20 protein-coding genes are annotated in these 17730 nt (G+C 68.1%); 4 read left to right on the top strand and 16 right to left on the bottom strand.

Translation table 11 applies throughout. The annotated features are described in order from the left end of the window. Positions 1-78: 78 nt before the first annotated feature. Positions 79-954, bottom strand: coding sequence for a biotin synthase (locus ACE3QP_RS14475; RefSeq protein ID WP_374437135.1), 876 nt, complete (start codon positions 952-954; stop codon positions 79-81). A gap of 26 nt (positions 955-980) precedes the next feature. On the opposite strand from ACE3QP_RS14475, the gene ACE3QP_RS14470 reads away from it, so the two are divergent. Both ACE3QP_RS14470 and ACE3QP_RS14465 read left to right on the top strand, forming a co-directional pair. Beyond that, entirely contained in the window at positions 981-1691 is a 711-nt protein-coding gene (locus tag ACE3QP_RS14470) for a ComF family protein (RefSeq protein ID WP_374437134.1), read from the top strand. A 4-nt stretch (positions 1692-1695) separates the two neighbouring features. Further along, a complete protein-coding gene (locus ACE3QP_RS14465; protein WP_374437133.1) occupies positions 1696-2166 on the top strand; it encodes a tRNA (cytidine(34)-2'-O)-methyltransferase in 471 nt (156 codons plus the stop codon). A gap of 30 nt (positions 2167-2196) precedes the next feature. Here ACE3QP_RS14465 and ACE3QP_RS14460 read toward each other — a convergent pair whose 3' ends face one another. The 5 genes from ACE3QP_RS14460 to ACE3QP_RS14440 form a co-directional block, all read right to left on the bottom strand. Continuing rightward, positions 2197-3204: an NAD(P)H-dependent glycerol-3-phosphate dehydrogenase gene (locus ACE3QP_RS14460; RefSeq protein WP_374437132.1), complete on the bottom strand. Its 1008-nt coding sequence runs from the start codon at positions 3202-3204 to the stop codon at positions 2197-2199. A gap of 55 nt (positions 3205-3259) precedes the next feature. Continuing rightward, positions 3260-3721 carry a protein-export chaperone SecB gene (secB, locus tag ACE3QP_RS14455; protein WP_374437131.1) on the bottom strand — a complete coding sequence of 154 codons (462 nt, stop codon included), beginning with the start codon at positions 3719-3721 and terminating at the stop codon, positions 3260-3262. A 54-nt stretch (positions 3722-3775) separates the two neighbouring features. Further along, positions 3776-4036 (bottom strand): glutaredoxin 3, encoded by a 261-nt coding sequence (gene grxC / locus ACE3QP_RS14450; protein WP_374437129.1) that lies wholly within the window; start codon positions 4034-4036, stop codon positions 3776-3778. Then, positions 4033-4410 (bottom strand): rhodanese-like domain-containing protein, encoded by a 378-nt coding sequence (locus ACE3QP_RS14445; RefSeq protein ID WP_374437228.1) that lies wholly within the window; start codon positions 4408-4410, stop codon positions 4033-4035. Before ACE3QP_RS14445 ends, grxC begins: the two co-directional genes overlap by 4 nt. 91 nt (positions 4411-4501) lie before the next feature. Then, positions 4502-6013 (bottom strand): methyl-accepting chemotaxis protein, encoded by a 1512-nt coding sequence (locus ACE3QP_RS14440; protein ID WP_374437127.1) that lies wholly within the window; start codon positions 6011-6013, stop codon positions 4502-4504. Between the two features lie 161 nt (positions 6014-6174). Here ACE3QP_RS14440 and gpmA point away from each other — a divergent pair, with 161 nt between their 5' ends. Beyond that, positions 6175-6912, top strand: coding sequence for a 2,3-diphosphoglycerate-dependent phosphoglycerate mutase (gpmA, locus tag ACE3QP_RS14435; RefSeq protein WP_374437125.1), 738 nt, complete (start codon positions 6175-6177; stop codon positions 6910-6912). Here gpmA and ACE3QP_RS14430 read toward each other — a convergent pair. From ACE3QP_RS14430 to ACE3QP_RS14400, 7 genes are read right to left on the bottom strand one after another with little or no spacing between them, the layout of a single operon-like run. Beyond that, positions 6894-8504 (bottom strand): GMC family oxidoreductase, encoded by a 1611-nt coding sequence (locus ACE3QP_RS14430; RefSeq protein WP_374437123.1) that lies wholly within the window; start codon positions 8502-8504, stop codon positions 6894-6896. The genes gpmA and ACE3QP_RS14430 overlap by 19 nt on opposite strands. 5 nt (positions 8505-8509) lie before the next feature. Beyond that, positions 8510-9241: a lysophospholipid acyltransferase family protein gene (locus ACE3QP_RS14425; protein ID WP_374437121.1), complete on the bottom strand. Its 732-nt coding sequence runs from the start codon at positions 9239-9241 to the stop codon at positions 8510-8512. Then, positions 9238-10527 carry a dihydroorotase gene (locus ACE3QP_RS14420; RefSeq protein WP_374437119.1) on the bottom strand — a complete coding sequence of 430 codons (1290 nt, stop codon included), beginning with the start codon at positions 10525-10527 and terminating at the stop codon, positions 9238-9240. The genes ACE3QP_RS14425 and ACE3QP_RS14420 overlap by 4 nt, the downstream gene beginning before the upstream one ends. Then, positions 10524-11516, bottom strand: coding sequence for an aspartate carbamoyltransferase catalytic subunit (locus ACE3QP_RS14415; protein WP_374437227.1), 993 nt, complete (start codon positions 11514-11516; stop codon positions 10524-10526). The genes ACE3QP_RS14420 and ACE3QP_RS14415 overlap by 4 nt, the downstream gene beginning before the upstream one ends. After that, positions 11486-11995, bottom strand: a complete 510-nt coding sequence (gene pyrR / locus ACE3QP_RS14410; RefSeq protein ID WP_374437117.1) for a bifunctional pyr operon transcriptional regulator/uracil phosphoribosyltransferase PyrR — start codon at positions 11993-11995, stop codon at positions 11486-11488. Before pyrR ends, ACE3QP_RS14415 begins: the two co-directional genes overlap by 31 nt. Then, entirely contained in the window at positions 11992-12381 is a 390-nt protein-coding gene (gene ruvX / locus ACE3QP_RS14405) for a Holliday junction resolvase RuvX (protein WP_374437116.1), read from the bottom strand. Before ruvX ends, pyrR begins: the two co-directional genes overlap by 4 nt. Further along, entirely contained in the window at positions 12378-12956 is a 579-nt protein-coding gene (locus tag ACE3QP_RS14400; protein WP_374437114.1) for a YqgE/AlgH family protein, read from the bottom strand. Before ACE3QP_RS14400 ends, ruvX begins: the two co-directional genes overlap by 4 nt. A 34-nt stretch (positions 12957-12990) precedes the next feature. Here ACE3QP_RS14400 and ACE3QP_RS14395 point away from each other — a divergent pair, with 34 nt between their 5' ends. Beyond that, positions 12991-14418: a deoxyribodipyrimidine photo-lyase gene (locus tag ACE3QP_RS14395; RefSeq protein WP_374437113.1), complete on the top strand. Its 1428-nt coding sequence runs from the start codon at positions 12991-12993 to the stop codon at positions 14416-14418. Here the strand turns inward: ACE3QP_RS14395 and tssA are convergent, their stop codons facing one another. Genes tssA through ACE3QP_RS14380 form a run of 3 tightly spaced genes read right to left on the bottom strand, consistent with a single transcriptional unit; the run spans position 14419 to position 17561 of the window. Continuing rightward, positions 14419-15465 (bottom strand): type VI secretion system protein TssA, encoded by a 1047-nt coding sequence (gene tssA / locus ACE3QP_RS14390; RefSeq protein ID WP_374437111.1) that lies wholly within the window; start codon positions 15463-15465, stop codon positions 14419-14421. A gap of 2 nt (positions 15466-15467) precedes the next feature. Continuing rightward, the gene (locus ACE3QP_RS14385) at positions 15468-15989 is read right to left on the bottom strand and encodes a hypothetical protein (protein WP_374437109.1); all 522 of its coding nucleotides are present in this window, start codon (positions 15987-15989) and stop codon (positions 15468-15470) included. Positions 15990-15998: 9 nt separating this feature from the next. Continuing rightward, a complete protein-coding gene (locus ACE3QP_RS14380) occupies positions 15999-17561 on the bottom strand; it encodes a hypothetical protein (RefSeq protein ID WP_374437107.1) in 1563 nt (520 codons plus the stop codon). Positions 17562-17730 lie beyond the last annotated feature (169 nt).

The following is a 17730-nucleotide window of genomic DNA, read 5'->3' as shown; positions in this document are numbered from 1 at the left end:
ACGTACTCTCTGTACGTGAGGATTCCGAGCACCGCGCAACGACGCAGACGGCCTCCGCAGTAGCTTTTCAACAGCCTGCTAAGGCTTGCGCCGCTTCGCCAGCTGATCCTTCAGGCTGCTGAGCGACACGCTCGCCTCGCCAGGCACGCGCGGCTCGGCCCTCAGCGCGTGGCCGCAGACGAACTCCAGCGTCAGCGCCAGGCGACCATCGCTCTGCTGCAGTTGTTCAGTCGCGGCAGCCAGCCAGCGCCGCTTCCAGCGCGGCGTGCGCAGGCCGGCGTGCCGGTCAGGTGCCAGGTTGCCACCCAGGGCCGCCAGCTCGCGCCACAGGGTCTCGCCATCGGCCCAGGTCAGGGTGAGGCGCTCCTGGTCCATTACGGGGTCGGCAAAGCCGGCCTTGAGCAGGGCGTCGCCGAGGTCGTGGAGGTCGATCCAGGCCGGTGTGGCTGCACCCCAGCCTTCACGGGCATAGAGAGCGCGCAGCTCCTTGAAGCTGTCCGGCCCCAGCGTGGAGAAGAGCAGATAGCCCTGCGGCGCCAGCGCCTGGGCCCAGCGGCGGAACAGCGCATCCGGCTCGGCCTGGCCCAGCAACCCGAGGCTGGCCCAGAGCATCTGCGCACCGCCCGGCGACAGGGCCTCGGGTGCCAGCACGCGGTCGGCGCTGCGCTTCCAGGGCTGCCACCAGGGGGCGCGCAGCAAGCGCTGCGCCGCCTCGGCCGCATCGGGCTCGGCCCATAGGATCTCGGCCTGCGGGTAGCGCGCGCGCAGCGCCGCCTGGCCGCCGCCCAGCAGGCCCTGCCAAAGCACGACGGTCTGCGCGTCCAGCTTGATCCAGTCCAGGCGCTCAGCCATGCGGGCGGCCAGGATCTGCGCCAACCAGGGCGTTTCGCCCAACTTCGCCAAGCGGCGCGCCTGGCGCGCCAGGGCACGGGGATCGGGGGGATTCAGACTCACCGGGGCAGTATCGCTAAGCTCCCCGCATGAGCCTGCTGCAGCGCCTGCACCCCCGCGCCTGGCCCCTGCCCGGAGGCTGCTGGGTCTGCCTGGGCTGGAGCGGCGCGCGCATCTGTGCCGATTGCCGCAACGCCTTTGCCCGCCCCCTGCCGCGCTGCGGCGGCTGTGCCCTGCCCCTGCCGCCCGGCACACACAGCGCGCTGTGTGGCCACTGCCTGCAGGAACCTCTGGGCCTGACGCATTGCTTGGCTGCGGTGGACTACCGAGCGCCCTGGGACGGCCTGCTGCAGGCCCTGAAGTACCGCGGCGAACTGGGCGCCGCCGTGGCCCTGGCCGAGTTGCTGCCCGAGCCGCCGCCCGAACTGCCACGCCCGCAGGCTCTGCTGCCCGTGCCCCAGCACGAGGCACGGCTGCGCGAGCGTGGCCACAACCCCGCCGAGCAGTTGGCCAGGGCCCTGGGCCGCCGCCTGAACCTGCCGGTGCAGCGCGACTGGCTGCTGCGCCTGCGCGACACGCCCACGCAAACTCAGCTGAACCGCCCGCAGCGCCATGCCAACCTGCGCGGCGCCTTCGCGCTGGCCGCCGGTGCGCCGGTGCGCGACGGGCATTGGGTCATCGTCGATGATGTCCTCACCACCGGCGCCACCGTGGCCGCGCTGGCGCAGGAGCTGCTGCGACATGGTGCCGCCAGCGTGCAAGCCTGGGTGGTGGCCCGAACCCCTGACCCGCGTGCCTGACTGAATGTTCAACATCGTCCTCGTCCACCCCGAGATCCCGCCCAACACCGGCAATGTGATCCGCTTGGCCGCCAACACAGGCTGCCGCCTGCACCTCATCGAGCCCCTGGGCTTTTCGCTCGAAGACAAGCTGCTGCAGCGCGCTGGGCTGGACTATCACGAGTACGCCGAGCTGCGCGTGCACCCCAGCTGGGCCGCCTTCACACAAGCCGAGCAACCCGACCCGGCGCGCCTGTTCGCCTTCACCACACGCGGCCAGCGCGGCTTTCAGGAGCCGCAGTGGCAGCCGGGGGACTGGCTGGTATTCGGCAGCGAATCCGCCGGCCTGGACCCGGCCGTGCGCGCGCAAGTCGACGCCTCGCAATGGCTGCGCCTGCCCATGCGGCCGGCGCAGCGCAGCCTCAACCTCAGCAATGCGGTGGCGGTGGCGGTGTTCGAGGCCTGGAGGCAGAACGGCTACGCCGGCGCGGCCTGAGCCTCATCGACAAGGGGAACACGCCGCAACCTACAGTTCTGCGCGCGGGTCCCGGGTCATCAGCAGGTTCAGCGCCTGGCTCGGGCTCAGACGTCCTTCCAGCAGGGCCACCACGGTGGCGGTGATAGGCAACTCCAGGCCCAGCTTCTGGCCGCGCTCCAGCACGGTGCGGGCGCTGTAGACGCCCTCGGCCACATGGCCAAGCTGGGCCAGCGCCTGCGCCAGGCTCAGGCCTTGCGCCAGCAGCACGCCAACGCGACGGTTGCGGCTGAGCTCGCCCGTCGCCGTGAGCACCAAGTCCCCCAGGCCCGACAGACCCAGGAAGGTCTCGGCGCGCGCGCCCAGCGCCAGGCCCAGGCGGGTCATCTCGGCCAGGCCACGCGTCAGCAAGGCAGCGCGGGCGTTCAGGCCCGGCGCCTCGCTCCAGGCCTGCTCAATCTCGGCGCGCTCGCGCAGGCCATCGGCCACGCCACCGGCAATCGCCATGACGTTCTTCACCGCGCCGCCCACCTCCACGCCCACCGGGTCGGCCGAGGTGTAGATGCGCAGGCGCTCGCCATGGAAGGCCTGCACCGCGGCCTCGGCCACGCTGGGGTCTTCGGCCGCCGCCACCAGGGCCGTGGGCTGGCCACGCGCCACTTCCTGCGCGAAGCTGGGGCCGGACAGCACGCCAGCGCGCGCGCGGCCGAGTTCGCGGGCAATCTCATGGCCCAGCAGGCCGCTACCGGCCTCGAAACCTTTGCACAGCCAAAGCAACGGCGTGCTGCCCGCACAGGCCTGCAGGCACTCACGCAGGCCCGCCATGGGGGTGCCGACGACGATGAGGTCGGTGCCGGCCAGCGCCGCGGCCCGGTCGGGCGTGACGTGCAGGGCCGGCGGCAGGGCCGAGCCCGGCAGGTAGCGGCGGTTGAGCCGTTCCGCGCTCATGGCGGCGGCCTGCTCGGCGTCGCGCGCCCACAAACGCACCTCGTGCCGGGCGGCGGCCTGGATGGCCAGGGCGGTGCCCCAGGCACCCGCTCCCAAGACGGTGATCTTCATAAACGCAAGAAAAAAAGCGCGCCGGCTGGCGCGCTTTCATTGTGCAGGGCCCTGCTCAGTTGCTCGTGGCGCCAGCGGCCTGCTCGGCACGGGCCTGCTGCTGGGCTTCGAACATGGCCTGGAAGTTCACTTCCGTGAGCAGCACCGGCGGGAAGCCGGCGCGGGTGCACATGTCGGAGACGACGGCACGCAGGTAGGGGTAGATCATCTGCGGGCAGACGATGCCCAGGATGCCTTCGAGCTGCTCGTCGGGCAGGTTGCGGATCTCGAAGATGCCGGCCTGCTTGGCCTCGATCAGGAACAGCACCTTGTCGTTGACCTTGGTGGTCACGGTGGCGGTGACGGCCACTTCAAACACGCCTTCGGCCACGGGCTGAGCGGCCAGGGTCAGGTTGATGTCGACCTGGGGCTGGCCCTGCTCCAGCAGGCTGGCGGGGGCGTTGGGTTGCTCCAGCGACAGGTCCTTCAGGTACATGCGCTGGATGTTGAACACGGGCTGGAGGTTGTCGTCGGACATGGAATGCTTTCGGTGGAGGGCCGGGGGATGCCCCGGCGGCAAAGCGCGGGATTATCAGGCTGCGTTCAGGAGCGGCAGCAGGCCCCCGCGCTGGTCCAGCGCCATCAGGTCGTCGCAGCCACCCACATGGGTGTCGCCGATGTAGATCTGCGGCACGGTGCGACGGCCGGTGCGCTCCATCATCTGGGCTCGTTGCACCGGGTCCAGGTCGATGCGGATCTCCTCGATCTGCTCGACCCCGCGCTGCTTGAGCAAAGCTTTGGCGCGCACGCAGTAGGGGCAGACCTGCGTGGTGTACATCAGCACCTTGTTCATGCCGTGGCTACCTTATCGGTCGGCAGATTGGCCTCGCGCCAGGCGTTCATGCCGCCCGCCACCACCACCACGTTCTCATGCCCGAGCTTGCGCAGCAGCTGGGCGGCGCGATTGGCGCGCGCGCCGCTGACGCACAGCAGCACCAGGGGCAGGGTCTTGTTCGAGGGCAGGCCTTTGGCGCCGGCCTCGATCTGGCCGAGCGGCAGGTTGCGCGCGCCGCTGGCATGGCCGGCGGCAAATTCGGCCGGCTCGGAGACGTCGATCAGCACCGCCTTCTCGCGGTTCATCAGGCGCACCGCCTCGGCGGTGGACACGCCATTTGTCTTGCCCGACAGGCTGGGCCACAGCAGAGCCAGGCCGGAGCCCAGGGCCATCAGCACCAAGAACCAGTTTTTGATCAGAAAGTCGAGCACGACGGCGCCCCAGGCGAAAAAGGGCGCGATTTTAGGTGGGCCGGTGGAACCCTCAGAGCTTGAAGGTCGAAACCGCCTGCTGCAGCCCCTGCGCCTGCTGTTCCAGGCTGCTGGCCGCGGCGGCGGCCTGCTCCACCAGCGCGGCGTTTTGCTGTGTCATCTGGTCGATCTGCATGATGGCGTCGTTGACCTGGCCAATGCCCTCGCTTTGCTCGCTGGAGGCCGCGGTGATCTCGCCAATGATGTCGGTGACGCGCTGCACGCTGGCCACGATCTCACCCATGGTCTTGCCGGCGTCCTGCACCAGGCGGCTGCCGGACTCCACGCGCTCGACGCTGGCGCCGATCAGGCTCTTGATCTCCTTGGCGGCCTCGGCGCTTCGACCCGCCAGCGAGCGCACCTCACCGGCGACGACGGCAAAGCCGCGGCCCTGCTCGCCCGCCCGCGCCGCTTCCACGGCGGCATTCAGCGCCAGGATGTTGGTCTGGAAGGCAATCCCGTCGATGACGCCAATGATGTCGGCGATCTTCTTGGAGCTGGTGTTGATGTCCTCCATGGTGCTGACCACCTGCGAGACCACGGCGCCGCCGCGCTGCGCCACCTCGGCCGCCGAGCCGGCCATCTGGTTGGCCTGACGCGCGGCATCGGCGCTGTGGCGCACGGCTTCGGTGAGGGTGCGCATGGTCGAGGAGGTGGATTCGAGCGAGCCCGCCTGCTTCTCGGTGCGCACCGAAAGATCATGGTTGCCGATGGCGATTTCCTGCGAGGCGGTGGTGATGGAGTCGGTACCGCTGCGCACGTTGCGCACGATGGCGGACAAGCCCTGTGACATGTCCTGAACCGCGGACAGCAGGCTGCCGCTGGCGCCGGGCGCCACGCGGATGTCCTGCGACAGGTCGCCCTCGGCCATGCGGTGAATCACGTCGCTGGCGTACTCGGGCTCACCGCCCAACTGGCGCCAGACCATGCCGATCACCCACCAGCTGCCCACCCCCAGCGCCAGCACGATGACCACGCCCAACGCGATCGTCAGGTAGACGCCGCGGCTGACGCCGTCGCGCGCGCCGGCCAGGCCGGCGTCAAAGCCCTCGCGCGCCAGCTTGCGCGCCTCGGCCAAGCTGGTGTTAAGCGATTTCAGCGTCTCCTGCATGGTCTTGACCGCCGCGTTGCTGTCGCCCTGGCGGATGTCCATCAGCGTCTCGGCGGCCGCGATGGCGCTGCCGTAGTAGGACTCGAAGTCTTTGGTCAGCTTGGCCGTGGTGTCGGCGTGGCGCGGCAGGGACTTCAGGCTGCTGAGCAGCTTGCGCAGCTCGCCCGCCCGCTGCGCGGCCTCTTCCAGGCGCTTCTTCTCGCCTTCGGCCACGGCGCTTTGCACCAGCCCCACCAGCGCTTCCAGGTGGCCGCTGAATTGCGTGGTCTGGTCCATGTAGGGGTAGTCGGCATCGCCAACTTCCTGGATCACCGCCGAGGTGCGGGCGGACATCGCCACCAGCACGACGATGCCGAGCGCAAACAGCACGGCAGCACCCAGGGGCAATGTCCAAATGCGGGTCTTGACCTTCATGAGATTCGCTCCAGTCAGAGAACCTCTGTGTCGAGGCATCTACCACCCTTTGCGCCGACTTTATGCCGGCCCTGCTTCGCGCTTGACCACCCGAAGCTTGGGATTTCCCCCGGGGCGCGCTTTCTAGAATCTGCCCCCTCTCCCTTTACCCGTCTTTGACCATGCACAAGCTCGTCCTGCTGCGCCACGGCGAATCGACCTGGAATCTCGACAACCGCTTCACCGGCTGGACCGATGTGCCCCTGACTGCGACTGGCGTGGCCCAGGCCCAGGCCGCCGGCAAGTTGCTGAAGGCCGAGGGCTACGACTTCGACCTTGCCTACACCTCGGTGTTGAGCCGCGCCATCTGGACGCTCTGGCATTGCCTGGACGGCCTGGAGCGCACTTGGTTGCCGATCCGCAACGACTGGCGCCTGAACGAGCGTCACTACGGTGGCCTGCAGGGCCTGAACAAGACTGAAACGGCGCAGAAGTACGGCGACGAACAAGTGCTGGTGTGGCGCCGTTCCTACGACGTGCCCCCTCCGCCACTGGCCGCCGACGACCCGCGCAGCGAGCGCAGCGACCGCCGCTACGCCGGCATGGACGTGCCGCTGACCGAATGCCTGAAGGACACGGTGGCGCGCGTCATCCCCTACTGGAACGACCAGATCGCGCCCGCCATCAAGAGCGGCCAGCGCGTGCTGATCGCCGCTCACGGCAATTCGCTGCGCGCGCTGATCAAGCATCTGGACGGCATCAGCGACAGCGACATCGTCGGCCTGAACATCCCCAACGGCATTCCGCTCGTGTACGAGCTGGATGCGGACCTGAAGCCGATCAAGAGCTATTACCTGGGTGACGCCGAGGCGATTGCCGCCGCGGCCGCCAAGGTCGCCAGTCAGGGCAAGTCAGCCTGATCCTGCAGCACGAAGCGCGCCGCCTTCTCCGCAATCATCAAGGTGGGGCTGGCGGTGTTGCCGCGCGTGATGCTGGGCATCACGCTGGCATCGGCCACGCGCAGGCCGCTGAGGCCGCGCAGGCGAAGGCGGGCATCCACCACCGCGTCCACATCGGCGCCCATGCGTGCCGTGCCCACGGGGTGAAAGATGGTGGTGCCGATGTGGCCGGCCTGCTCGGCCAATTCGGCATCGCTCTGGAAGGCCGGGCCGGGCTTGAGCTCCTGCGGCGCGTACTTCGCCAAGGCGGGCCGGGCCAGGATGCGCCGCACCACGCGCAGCGCGTCGGCCGCCACCTGGCGGTCGTGTGCGGTGCTCAGGTAGTTGGGGGCAATGGCTGGCGCCTGCAGCGGGTCGGGTGAGCGGATCTGCACCGTGCCGCGGCTGCTTGGGTTGAGCTGGCAGACGCTGGCCGTGATGGCTGCAAAGGCGTCCAGCGGCTGACCGAAGGCCGGCAGGCTGAGCGGCTGCACATGGAACTCGAGATCCGGCCGCGCCTCTTCGGGCCGGCTGCGCGTGAACAGGCCCAGCTGCGAGGGCGCCATGCTCAAGGGGCCGCGGCGGTGCCGCGCGTAATCCCACAGCATGCCCAAGCGCCCCGCCCAGCTGCGCGAGAGCGTGTTGAGGGTGCGCGCGCCTTGCACCTGGTAGACCGCGCGCAGCTGCAGATGGTCTTGCAGATGGGCGCCCACCGCCGGGCGCTCCAGCGTGATCGGGATGCCCAGTCGCTGCAGCAGATCCCCGGGGCCAACGCCCGAGAGCTGCAAGAGCTGCGGCGTGCCGATGGCGCCCAGCGCCAGCAGCACCTCGCGGTGCGCGCGCACCCGCACACGCTGGCCCTGGTGCAGCACGTCGGCGCCCAGGCAGCGGCCGTTCTCGATCCACAGCGGGAGCGCGGGCGTGTCCGTCCACAGGCGCAGGTTGCGCCGGTTGCGCACGGGGTGCAAGAAGGCCTGTGCGGCATTCCAGCGCCAGCCAGCACGCTGGTTGACCTCGAAGTAGCCGACGCCCTCGTTGTCGCCGCCATTGAAGTCGGGGCTGAGCGGGATGCCAGCCTGCTGCGCGGCCTGCACGAAGTCCTCCAGGATGTCCCAGCGCAGGCGCTGGCGCTCGACGCGCCATTCGCCGCCCTGCGCATGGCTGGCGCGGGGCTCGTGCAGGTCCTCATGGGCGAGGAAGTCGGGCAGCACCTGGGGCCAGTCCCATTCAGCGCTGGCCGTGGCACGCGCCCAGTCGGCGTAATCACCGGCCTGGCCGCGCATGTAGATCATGCCGTTGATGCTGGAACAACCACCCAGCACCTTGCCGCGCGGGTAGCGCAGCCGCCGCCCGTGCAGGCCGGGCGCGGGTTCGGTGAAGTAGCCCCAGTCCAGGCGCGGGTGGCCGATCGCTTTCAGGTAGCCGACCGGCACCTTGACCCAGGGCGAGCGATCGGGCCCGCCGGCCTCGACGAGCAGCACCGTGTGGCGCGGGTCGCGGCTCAGGCGGTTGGCCAGCAGGCAGCCAGCAGTGCCGGCACCGAGCACGAGGAAGTCGACTTCCAGCGTGCCCATTGCCGCTACAGCTCGGCCTGGATGCGCTCGCGCGCCACTTCGGCCAACACGCGTCGCTCCAGACCCTGCGTGTCGATGGCCGGCAGGACCTTGAGTTCGGCCTGCAGCCCACGCGCCGTGGCGATACGCCACACCGATTGCAGCAGCGTGGTCTGGCCGACGAACTGCGTGGCGCTGGCAAAGCGCTCGCCCGGCGCGTGAAAGCGCAGCGCCAGGGGTTGCAGCGGCGCATCCACCGTCACCGCCGCCTGCAGCAGATTGGCGTGGAAGGGCAGCAGCTCGGGCCCCGTGCCGGTGGTGCCCTCGGGGAACACGGCCACGGTGTCGCCGGCCTTGAGCGCTTCGGCACAGTGGTGCACCACGCGCAGCGCGTCGCGCTTGCGTTCACGCTCGATGAACAGCGTGCCCGCAGCCGCCACCATCCAGCCGATCAGCGGCCAATGCCGCACGTCCGCTTTCGACACGAACCGCGCTTGGGGCAAGGCCGCGTGCACGCAGGCGATGTCCAGCCAGCTGATGTGATTCAGCACCACGAAGCTGGCCGGCGCCACCGTGCCTTGCTGGTGCACCGTGAGCTTCAGACCCAGGCAACGCAGCAGCCCGGCGCTCCAGCGCTGGATGTGCCACTGCCGGCCCACCGCATCGCGGCGCGGAAACAGCAGGGCCAGCACGGCGATGCCTGCGAACACATGCAGGACGACGCGCAGCAGGCGCCAGGCGCCGAGCAGAACCCTCATTCGCCGCCGTGCACCTGCCGCCCGGCCACCCAGCTGCCCAGCACGCGGCCGGGCAGTTCCATGCCGCAGCGCTCGAAGGCAAAGGGCGTGTGCTTGGCGCGGCTGCGCAGGGCTTCAGGCTTGACGGGCCAGCGGGCCGTCGGGTCGAACAGACAGAGGTCCGCCGGGGCGCCTTCCACCAGACGGCCGGCGGCACTGCCCAGCACGCCCGCGGGGCGGACCGTCAGCGGCGCCAGGGCCTGGGCCAGGCTCAGGCCGGCCTGTTCGCCCCAGAGCAGGGCCAGACCGAGCAGAAGCTCCAGCGCGCTGGCGCCGGGTGTGGCCTCGGCGAAGGGCAAGGCCTTGCCGTCGGCGTCCACCGGCACATGGTCCGAGACCAGGGCGTCCACCGTGCCATCGGCCAGCGCGGCGCGCAGGGCGTCGCGGTCGCGCTGCTGGCGCAGCGGCGGCTCCACGCGGGCGGTGGTATCGAAGTAGCCGATGTCCTGGTCGATCAGGTGCAGGGAGTGCACGGACACATCGGCCGTGACGGGCAGGCCCTCGGCTTTGGCGGCGCGCAGCAGGGCCACGCCTTGTTGGGTGGAGAGGCGCTGCACATGCACAGCCGCGCCGGTGGCGCGCATCAGTTCGAACAGGGTGTGCAGGGCGATGCTCTCGGCCATGGCCGGCACGCCGCTCAGGCCCAGGCGCGTGGCCAGTGGGCCGCTGGCGGCCACGCCGCCGCCCAGATAGGCATCCTGCGGGCGCAGCCAGACGGTGTGGCCAAAGCTGGCCGCGTACTGCAGCGCGCGCCACAGCACCGAGGTGTTGCGCACCGGCTTTTCGGCCTGCGCCAGGCCCACGCAGCCGGCCTGGGTCAGGCCGCCCATCTCGGCCAGCACCTCGCCGGCCAGGCCGCGCGTCAGCGCGCCCAGGGGCAGCACGGTGGCCAGGCCGGCGCGCTGGGTGCGCTGCATCAGCATCTCCACCAGGCCGGGCTCGTCCAGCACCGGGTCGGTGTCGGGCGGGCACACGAGTGTGGTGACGCCACCCGCCACGGCCGCGCGCAACTCGGACTCGATGCCGCCTTCCAGCGCCGAGCCGCTGCCGCGCAGGCGGGCATGCAGATCGATCAGGCCGGGCGCCAGCACCGCGCCCTGGGCGGGCACGCGTTGATCGGGCGTGAAGCCGGCGGGTGCGGCACCCACGCCGACGATGCGGCCATCCGCCACGGCCAAGTCACCCACACGGTCCAGGCCGCTGGCGGGATCGATCAGGCGTGCGCCTTCAAACAGAACCTTGCTCATGCTTCATTCCCCGCCAGGATGGCCATCACAGCCATGCGCACCGCGATGCCGAAACTCACCTGCGGCAGGATCACGCTGTGCGGTCCATCGGCCACCGCCGAGTCAATCTCGACGCCGCGGTTGATCGGCCCGGGGTGCATGACGATGGCATCCGGCTTGGCCAACTGCAGGCGCTCCTCGGTCAGGCCGTAGCGCTGGAAGTACTCGCCGCTGCTGGGCAGCAGGGCGCCGCTCATGCGCTCGTTCTGCAGGCGCAGCATGATGACGACGTCGCAGCCCTGGATGCCTGCTTCCAGGTCGTGGCAGACGCGCACGCCCATTTCGCGCAGGTCGCCCGGCACCAGGGTCTTGGGGCCGACAGCGCGGATGTCGGGCACACCCAGCGTACTGAGCGCATGGATGTCCGAGCGCGCCACGCGCGAGTGCAGGATGTCGCCCACGATGGCCACCGACAGCTGCGTGAAGTCGCGCTTGTAGTGGCGGATCGTGTACATGTCGAGCAGGCCCTGGGTGGGGTGCGAGTGGCGGCCGTCACCGGCGTTCACGACATGCACATGCGGGGCGCAGTGCTGGGCGATCAGGTAGGGCGCACCGCTTTCGGAATGGCGCACGACGAACATGTCGGCGTGCATGGCGGACAGGTTCGCCACCGTGTCCAGCAGGGTCTCGCCCTTGGCCGTGGAGCTGCGCGCGATGTCCAGGTTCAGCACGTCGGCGCTGAGGCGCTTGGCGGCGATCTCGAAGGTGGTGCGGGTGCGCGTGCTGTTCTCGAAGAACAGATTGAAGACCGACTTGCCGCGCAGCAGCGGCACCTTCTTGACATCGCGGTCGCTGACCGAGACGAAGGTCGAGGCGGTGTCCAGGATGTGTTCGATGACGGCCTTGGGCAGGCCCTCGATGGAGAGCAGGTGGATCAGCTCGCCGTTCTTGTTGAGTTGCGGGTGGCGTTTGCTGAGCATCAGACGGTCTCCACTTCCAGGCCGAAGGATTCGCCGTCCTTCTTCAGGTGCAGGCGCTGATGGGCCGGCAGGCTGATGCGCGCGGCGGCCAGTTCGGCCTGCATGGGCAGCTCACGGCCGTTGCGGTCCACCAGCACGGCCAGGGCCACGCGGGCCGGGCGACCGTAGTCGAACAGCTCGTTCAGCACCGCGCGCGTGGTGCGGCCGGTCCAGAGCACGTCGTCGATCAAGAGGATGGGCGCGCCGTCGATCGACTGCGTGAGCTTGGTCGCATCCGCCGTGGCGGCCAGGCCGCGGGCGCCGAAGTCGTCGCGGTGCATGCGGCTGCTGATCAGGCCGGGCGGGCCGGCGCGGCCCAGGTCGCGCTGCAGGCGCTCGGCCAGCCAAGCGCCGCCGCTCCAAATGCCAACCAGCTGCGCGCCCACCCAGTCGGGCCGCGCAAGAAAGGCGCGAACCTGCGTGAGCAGCTCCGCGTACAGGGTTTCAGCGTCCAGCGCCAAGGCACTCATGCTGCGTGCTCCCGCATGTATTGCTCCAGGATCAAGGCCGCCGCAGCGGCATCCACATCGCGTGCGCCCAGGGCTTCGGCCTCGACGCTGGTGTAGCGCTCATCGACCTCGAACACGGGCTTGTGAAAACGGCCTCTGAGCGAGGCCGCGAATTTTTGGGCTGCCGCCGTCATCGCATGCGGCGCCCCGTCAGGGTGGCGGGGGATGCCCACCACCAGGGCGTCGGGCTGCCATTCCTTCAGCAGGGCCTCGATCGGCACGAACACCGCCTTGCCTTGGGCATGCAAAGTGGTGAGCGGCGTGGCGGTGCCGGTCAGGCGGTTGCCGCTGGCCACGCCAACCCGCTTCAAGCCGTAGTCGAAGCTCAAAAAGCTTGAGAAGCTCATGCGTGCCCAGCCTCTTGGCTGAGCATGCGCGGGTCGATGCCCAGCAGGGCCAGGGCCTTTTCGTAGCGCTGCTCCACCGGGGTGTCGAAGATCAACTCAGGCTTGGCGTCCACCGTGAGCCAGCCGTTGCGGCCGATCTCTTCTTCCAACTGGCCGGCACTCCAGCCGCTGTAGCCCAGGGTCACCAGCAGCTTGCGCGGGCCGGCGCCGTGGCTCAGGGCTTCGAGCACATCGCGGCTGGTGGTCATCTCCAGCCCGCCGGGAATGGCGAGCGTGGCGTTGTAGTGGCCGCCCTCTTCGTCCAGGCGCTCATGCAGCACAAAGCCGCGCTCGGTCTGCACCGGGCCGCCGAAGAACACCGGCGTGCCTTTCAGGTCTTCGCGCGCCAGGCTCAGGTCCACCTTCTCAAACAGGCCATCCAGCGTCAGCTCGATGGGCTTGTTGATGACCAGCCCGAGCGCACCCTGGTCGTTGTGTTCACACAGATAAACCACCGCCCCCGCAAACGTGTCATCGGCCATGCCGGGCATGGCGATCAAAAACTGGTTGGTGAGGTCCATCTCGGCCTTGGGCATGGGGGCATTCTATTGAGGGCGACACTCGCGCCCCATGGCAAACCCTGAGCCCACCTTCGTCTGGCTGCGCCGCGACCTGCGCCTGCACGACCACGCCGCCCTGGAACTGGCCTGCCGCGCTGATTCCCCGGTGCTGCTGGCCTTCGTGTTCGACACCGAGATCCTGGATGCCCTGCCCCGGCAAGACCGGCGTGTCGAGTTGATCCACTGCGCGCTGCAGGACCTTGAGACCCAGTTGCGCGAGCGCGGCTGCGGGCTGATCGTGCGGCACGGCCGGGCGCGCGACTGGATTCCGCGCTTGGTACAGGAAACCGGGGCCGGCCGACTGATTTACGCCCATGACGACGACCCCTTCGCGCTGGCGCGCGACCAGGCCGTACGCGCCGCCCTGCCGCTGGGCGTGCAGGTGGAGTCGGTGCAGGACGTCACCGTGTTCGAGCGCCGCGAGCTGCTCACGGGCCAGGGCCGGCCCTACACCGTCTTCACGCCCTACAAGATCGCTTGGCTCAAGGCCGTGCGCGCCGAGCGCCTGGCCGAGCGGCGGCCCTGCCTGGAACAGTTGGCGCCCTCCCCGCTCGCTACCGGCCTGCCCAGCTTGGCCGAGCTTGGCTTCGAGCCCACGGATCTGGATGCGCGCTTTCGCGGCGGCGCTCGGCAGGCGCAGCAGCAGGCGGCCGAGTTCCTCAGCGAGCGGCTGCATGCCTATGCGGAGCGGCGCGACTTCCCGGCCCAGAAGGGCCCGAGTTATCTGAGCCCCGCATTGCGCTTCGGGCTGGTGTCGGCGCGGGAACTGGCCCGCGCCGCCTGGGAGCGCCGCGACGAACCCGGCGCCGCCACGTTCCTGAGTGAACTGATCTGGCGCGACTTCTATCACCAGGTGCTGCACCACCACCCCGGCGTGGTGAACGGTCCGCTCAAGCCCGAGTACGCGGCCGTGCAGTGGGAGCAAGGCCCAGAAGCCGACGCCCATTTCCAGGCCTGGTGCGAAGGCCGCACCGGCTACCCCCTGGTGGACGCCGCGATGCGCCAACTCGCCCGCACCGGCTACATGCACAACCGCCTGCGCATGGTCACGGCCAGCTTCCTGTGCAAGAGCCTGGGGCTGGACTGGCGCCGCGGCGAGGCCTGGTTCGCCGAACAACTGCTGGACTTCGAACTGGCCAGTAACAACGGCGGCTGGCAATGGGCCGCCAGCACCGGCTGCGACGCCCAGCCCTGGTTCCGCATCTTCAACCCGGTGACGCAGAGCGAGAAGTTCGACGCCGAAGGCGCCTTCATCCGCCGCTATGTGCCCGAACTCGCAGCGCTCCCAGATGCGGCGATCCACGCGCCCTGGGCGGCGCGGCCAATCGAGTTGGAGGGCTTGAGGTTGGGGGTGGATTACCCGCTGCCACTGGTGGACCACGCCGAGGCGCGTGAGCGCACGCTGAATCGCTACGGCATCCTCAAGCGCAGCGAGTGATCAGTTGCTGCTGCTGGGGTCCACCCCCAGCATCTCATCCAAGCTGCCCAGCACCCCCTGATCCTTGACCACCTGGCGCAGCCAGGCATGCAGGGGCATCTCGCCCCAGCGCGCGGCCTTCTCAGCCAGATAGGCCACGGGGCTGTGCGGTTCGGTGCGGCGGAAGTAGGCGGCGACCTCCTGCAGTTGAGCCAGGGCCTGAGCGCGGGATTGGATGGGGCCGGTGCGGGTCAGGCCTGCAGAAGCTGCGGCGCTGGGTTCGTTGGTTGGCGCGTCGGGTTCGGGGCTTGCACCTGAGGCAGTGCCCAGACCGGCGTCGCGGCCCAGGCGGCGCAGTTGGTCAGTGGCGTTCTCCAGCGCCTTGCGCGCACCGGCAAACCCGGGGCCTTCGTCGCCCAGGCGCTGGTCGAGTTCGGCTTGCAGGCCCATCAGCGCGGTGCGGGCGGAGTCCAGGGCGGCGAGGTGGCCCTCGAAGGCGGCCAGGCCGGCTTGGGCGACGCTGCGCTGGATGGCGGCCCAGGTGGGTGGGGCGTCGGAGCTGCCTTCGGGCTGCGGCAGGCTGCCGTGCTGGCGGGCGTGGTCGATGTCGCGCAGGCCGAGCTTCAGGCGGCCGAGTTGGATGACCGGGGCGATGGGGGCCAGTTCTTCCACACGCTTGAGGCTCCAAGCCAGGGCGCCGACGCGTTCTTCGTAGTCGCCGCCATCGGCCTGCGGGTGTACGCCATCCCAGAAGCGGCGAATGAGTTCGAGCGTCAGAGTGAGGCCATCGGCCAGACCCGGCAGGCCTTGCACGCGGGCGGCGGCGTCCAGCCACCAGCCGGCCACTCGCAGGTCCTTGGTCTGGTGGGCCAGCAGGTCTTCGCAGGCGCGGAGGACGGCGGGCCAGTCGGCCTGCTTGAGTTCGGTGACCCACTCGCCTTGGGCGAGCGTGGGGTCGTCCTCGCGGCGCAGTTCGGCGATGGCGTCGAAGGCGGGCGAGAAGCCGAGGTCAGGGCCGGTGGCCAGGTTTGGCGGTACGAACGCATCCATCAGGGCTTGGGTGTTCACGCTCATTCCCTCTCATTCGGAGCTTGACGCACCAGTCGACCAGTCACACGCGACTCGTACTGGGGGGTCAACTCGAATTCAGGTTGGTCGGCGCTTTCAAAACTGAAATGACGCCAGGCCGCCCCCTCAAAAGGCAACGCAAAGGGACTGACTGCAGAGGCGCGCAGATTCATCCCCAGCACCACGCGGTACTTGGCAAAACCTTTGCAACTCGTGCTTGAACGCTCCAGCACCAGACAGATGCCGTGGGCATGGCAGCGATCCACATATCTAAGCCCTTTGGGATGCACCAACAAGCTGTATTCGGTGCGAATCGTCCACCAATCGGCATTCCGAGAGGGAATCTTGACATCCCCCAACTCTAGAGCACCCTTGGAAATATTCCCATGCGCATCCTGCAGGTACTCAAGTCCAGGATACAAGGCACGCGCGGGTACCGCCGGGCATTGCTCCGCCGCCGAGGCTGGGGCCGGAATCATCAGACCAGACAGAGAGCACAGCAGAAAGAAACTGGATATCTTCATCGCAGGCAGTCACCGCGCAACAAGTTGTGCCATCAATTCGTCAAATCGCTTCTTCAGATCATCCATATCGTAGGTTCCAATTACTTTATTGCCCTCACGCTTCTTGCGCGCATGGACCCCGCCGGGCAGAGAAGACCAGCGTCCTTTCAAGCGGGTCGCACCCGCTGCCACATCGCCACTTCTAATTGGACCCAAGGCGCCATCCTCTTCCAGCAAGATGACGGCCATTCGATCCTGAGTAGACGGCTCGAAGTTTTTCGGTAGTCCATAGCGTTCACCCTGCAGTCCATTGAAGGTTCCCAATGTGATTTGATAGGCTCCCGCCGGGGTATTTTCTGCCTTCACCCCATCAAATGGATGCTTGGAAAAACCATCAAACAACTTGCCACCAAACTTCATGGAATAGCGCGCCGCGTCGCTCCTGGCGTCGGGGCACTCCCATTCACGCAGAATCCAGAGAAAAGCTTTCACACGAATCTCCGGCAATGGATCAGAAATCTTTCTATAGATTCCGATCACCTGCTGATCCAGGGCACTCTGAAGTCGTCCTGTGGAAAAATCACTCAAATAGGCATCATAGCTCCTGACGTCAATATGCCCGTAATTAACGTTCTGCAGCTTTGGTTGCACCGGCGGCTTCGGTGCCTTCTGCGTAAATTTGCGTGCAAATGGCTTCTTGGGTTCTGCCGCCACCCAGGCCTTCCTGCTGACCTCATACTCTGACCTGGCCGCCTCGTAACGCTTTAAATCCCCTTCATACTTGGCCTGGTCGGTGTGATATCTCTCCAATGCCTTGTCATATTTCAGCTTTTCCGTTGCATCATTCTTCTCAGCCTTGGCTTTTGGATAGCAATAGACAATCACATCGCCCGGCCATGCCCAGCGCGCATCTGGCAATTCAGCGGTGACCTCCCGAAAACCTTGTCCCAGCAACCAAGGGCCCGCGGTGGAAGCGGGGATGTCTTCGTTCACACCGGCCACATAGTTGGCGCGTTTCAGGCCGACCTTGACGGATTTGTAGCAACGTCGAGAGCTCTTGCTTCGCGCCTTGGTTTCGGGCGTGCCGAGCGAACTGCCGGCCAGCTCAGCCAGGATGACCGCCGAGGGCGAAGACAGTGGCGCCATTTCCCAGTTCCAACCCACCTGCTCCTCCATGATTTCGAGCAAGTGCACCAGTTCCTTGGGCGGTTTCTGATCCACGTTGGTGACCGCCAATTTGACCGGCAAGAGCGCTGCACTGCGAGGCTGAGGTGTTGCGGGCGCCACCTTCGGTGCCGAGGCGGCAGGCGCCGCCGTGGCGGGCTTGGCCTGAGCCGCATTCGGGGCAGGAGCACAGGTCAGCGGATGCGTTGGCCCGCTCTTGGCCTTGAAGTCGCTCCACTGCCATAAGCCCAGAGTCGGGATGCCAATCCGCCCGGCCCAGTCGGCGGCATATTCCTTGAGCCGAGCCACCGGGTGGCCGTTGGCATCGCGCCTCGGCTCAGGTGTGGTGCAAGGAGGGGCCTTGCCGCCCCCAAGCGGTGTGCCCTTGGGGGGTGGATTGGGCTTGACCTCTACTGGTGGGGGCTTCACCGCAGGTTGCTGCTCCGGCCCTTTGGGCCCCTCATGCAATTCTGTATTGACCCAGTGAATAGCTGCTCAGGTGTTAGTGTCGAAAGGAAGAAGACATGAGCACCCTGATGGAAGACGAGATCAAGCGATGGACAGCCAAGCGCAAGACGGCGCTGGTGCTGGACATCAT

The organism is Inhella sp. (genome assembly GCF_041912635.1).
Taxonomy (GTDB): Bacteria; Pseudomonadota; Gammaproteobacteria; order Burkholderiales; family Burkholderiaceae_C; genus Inhella.
Note: the sequence above shows the minus strand (reverse complement) of the source record. Positions and strands in the feature narration are given on the sequence as shown.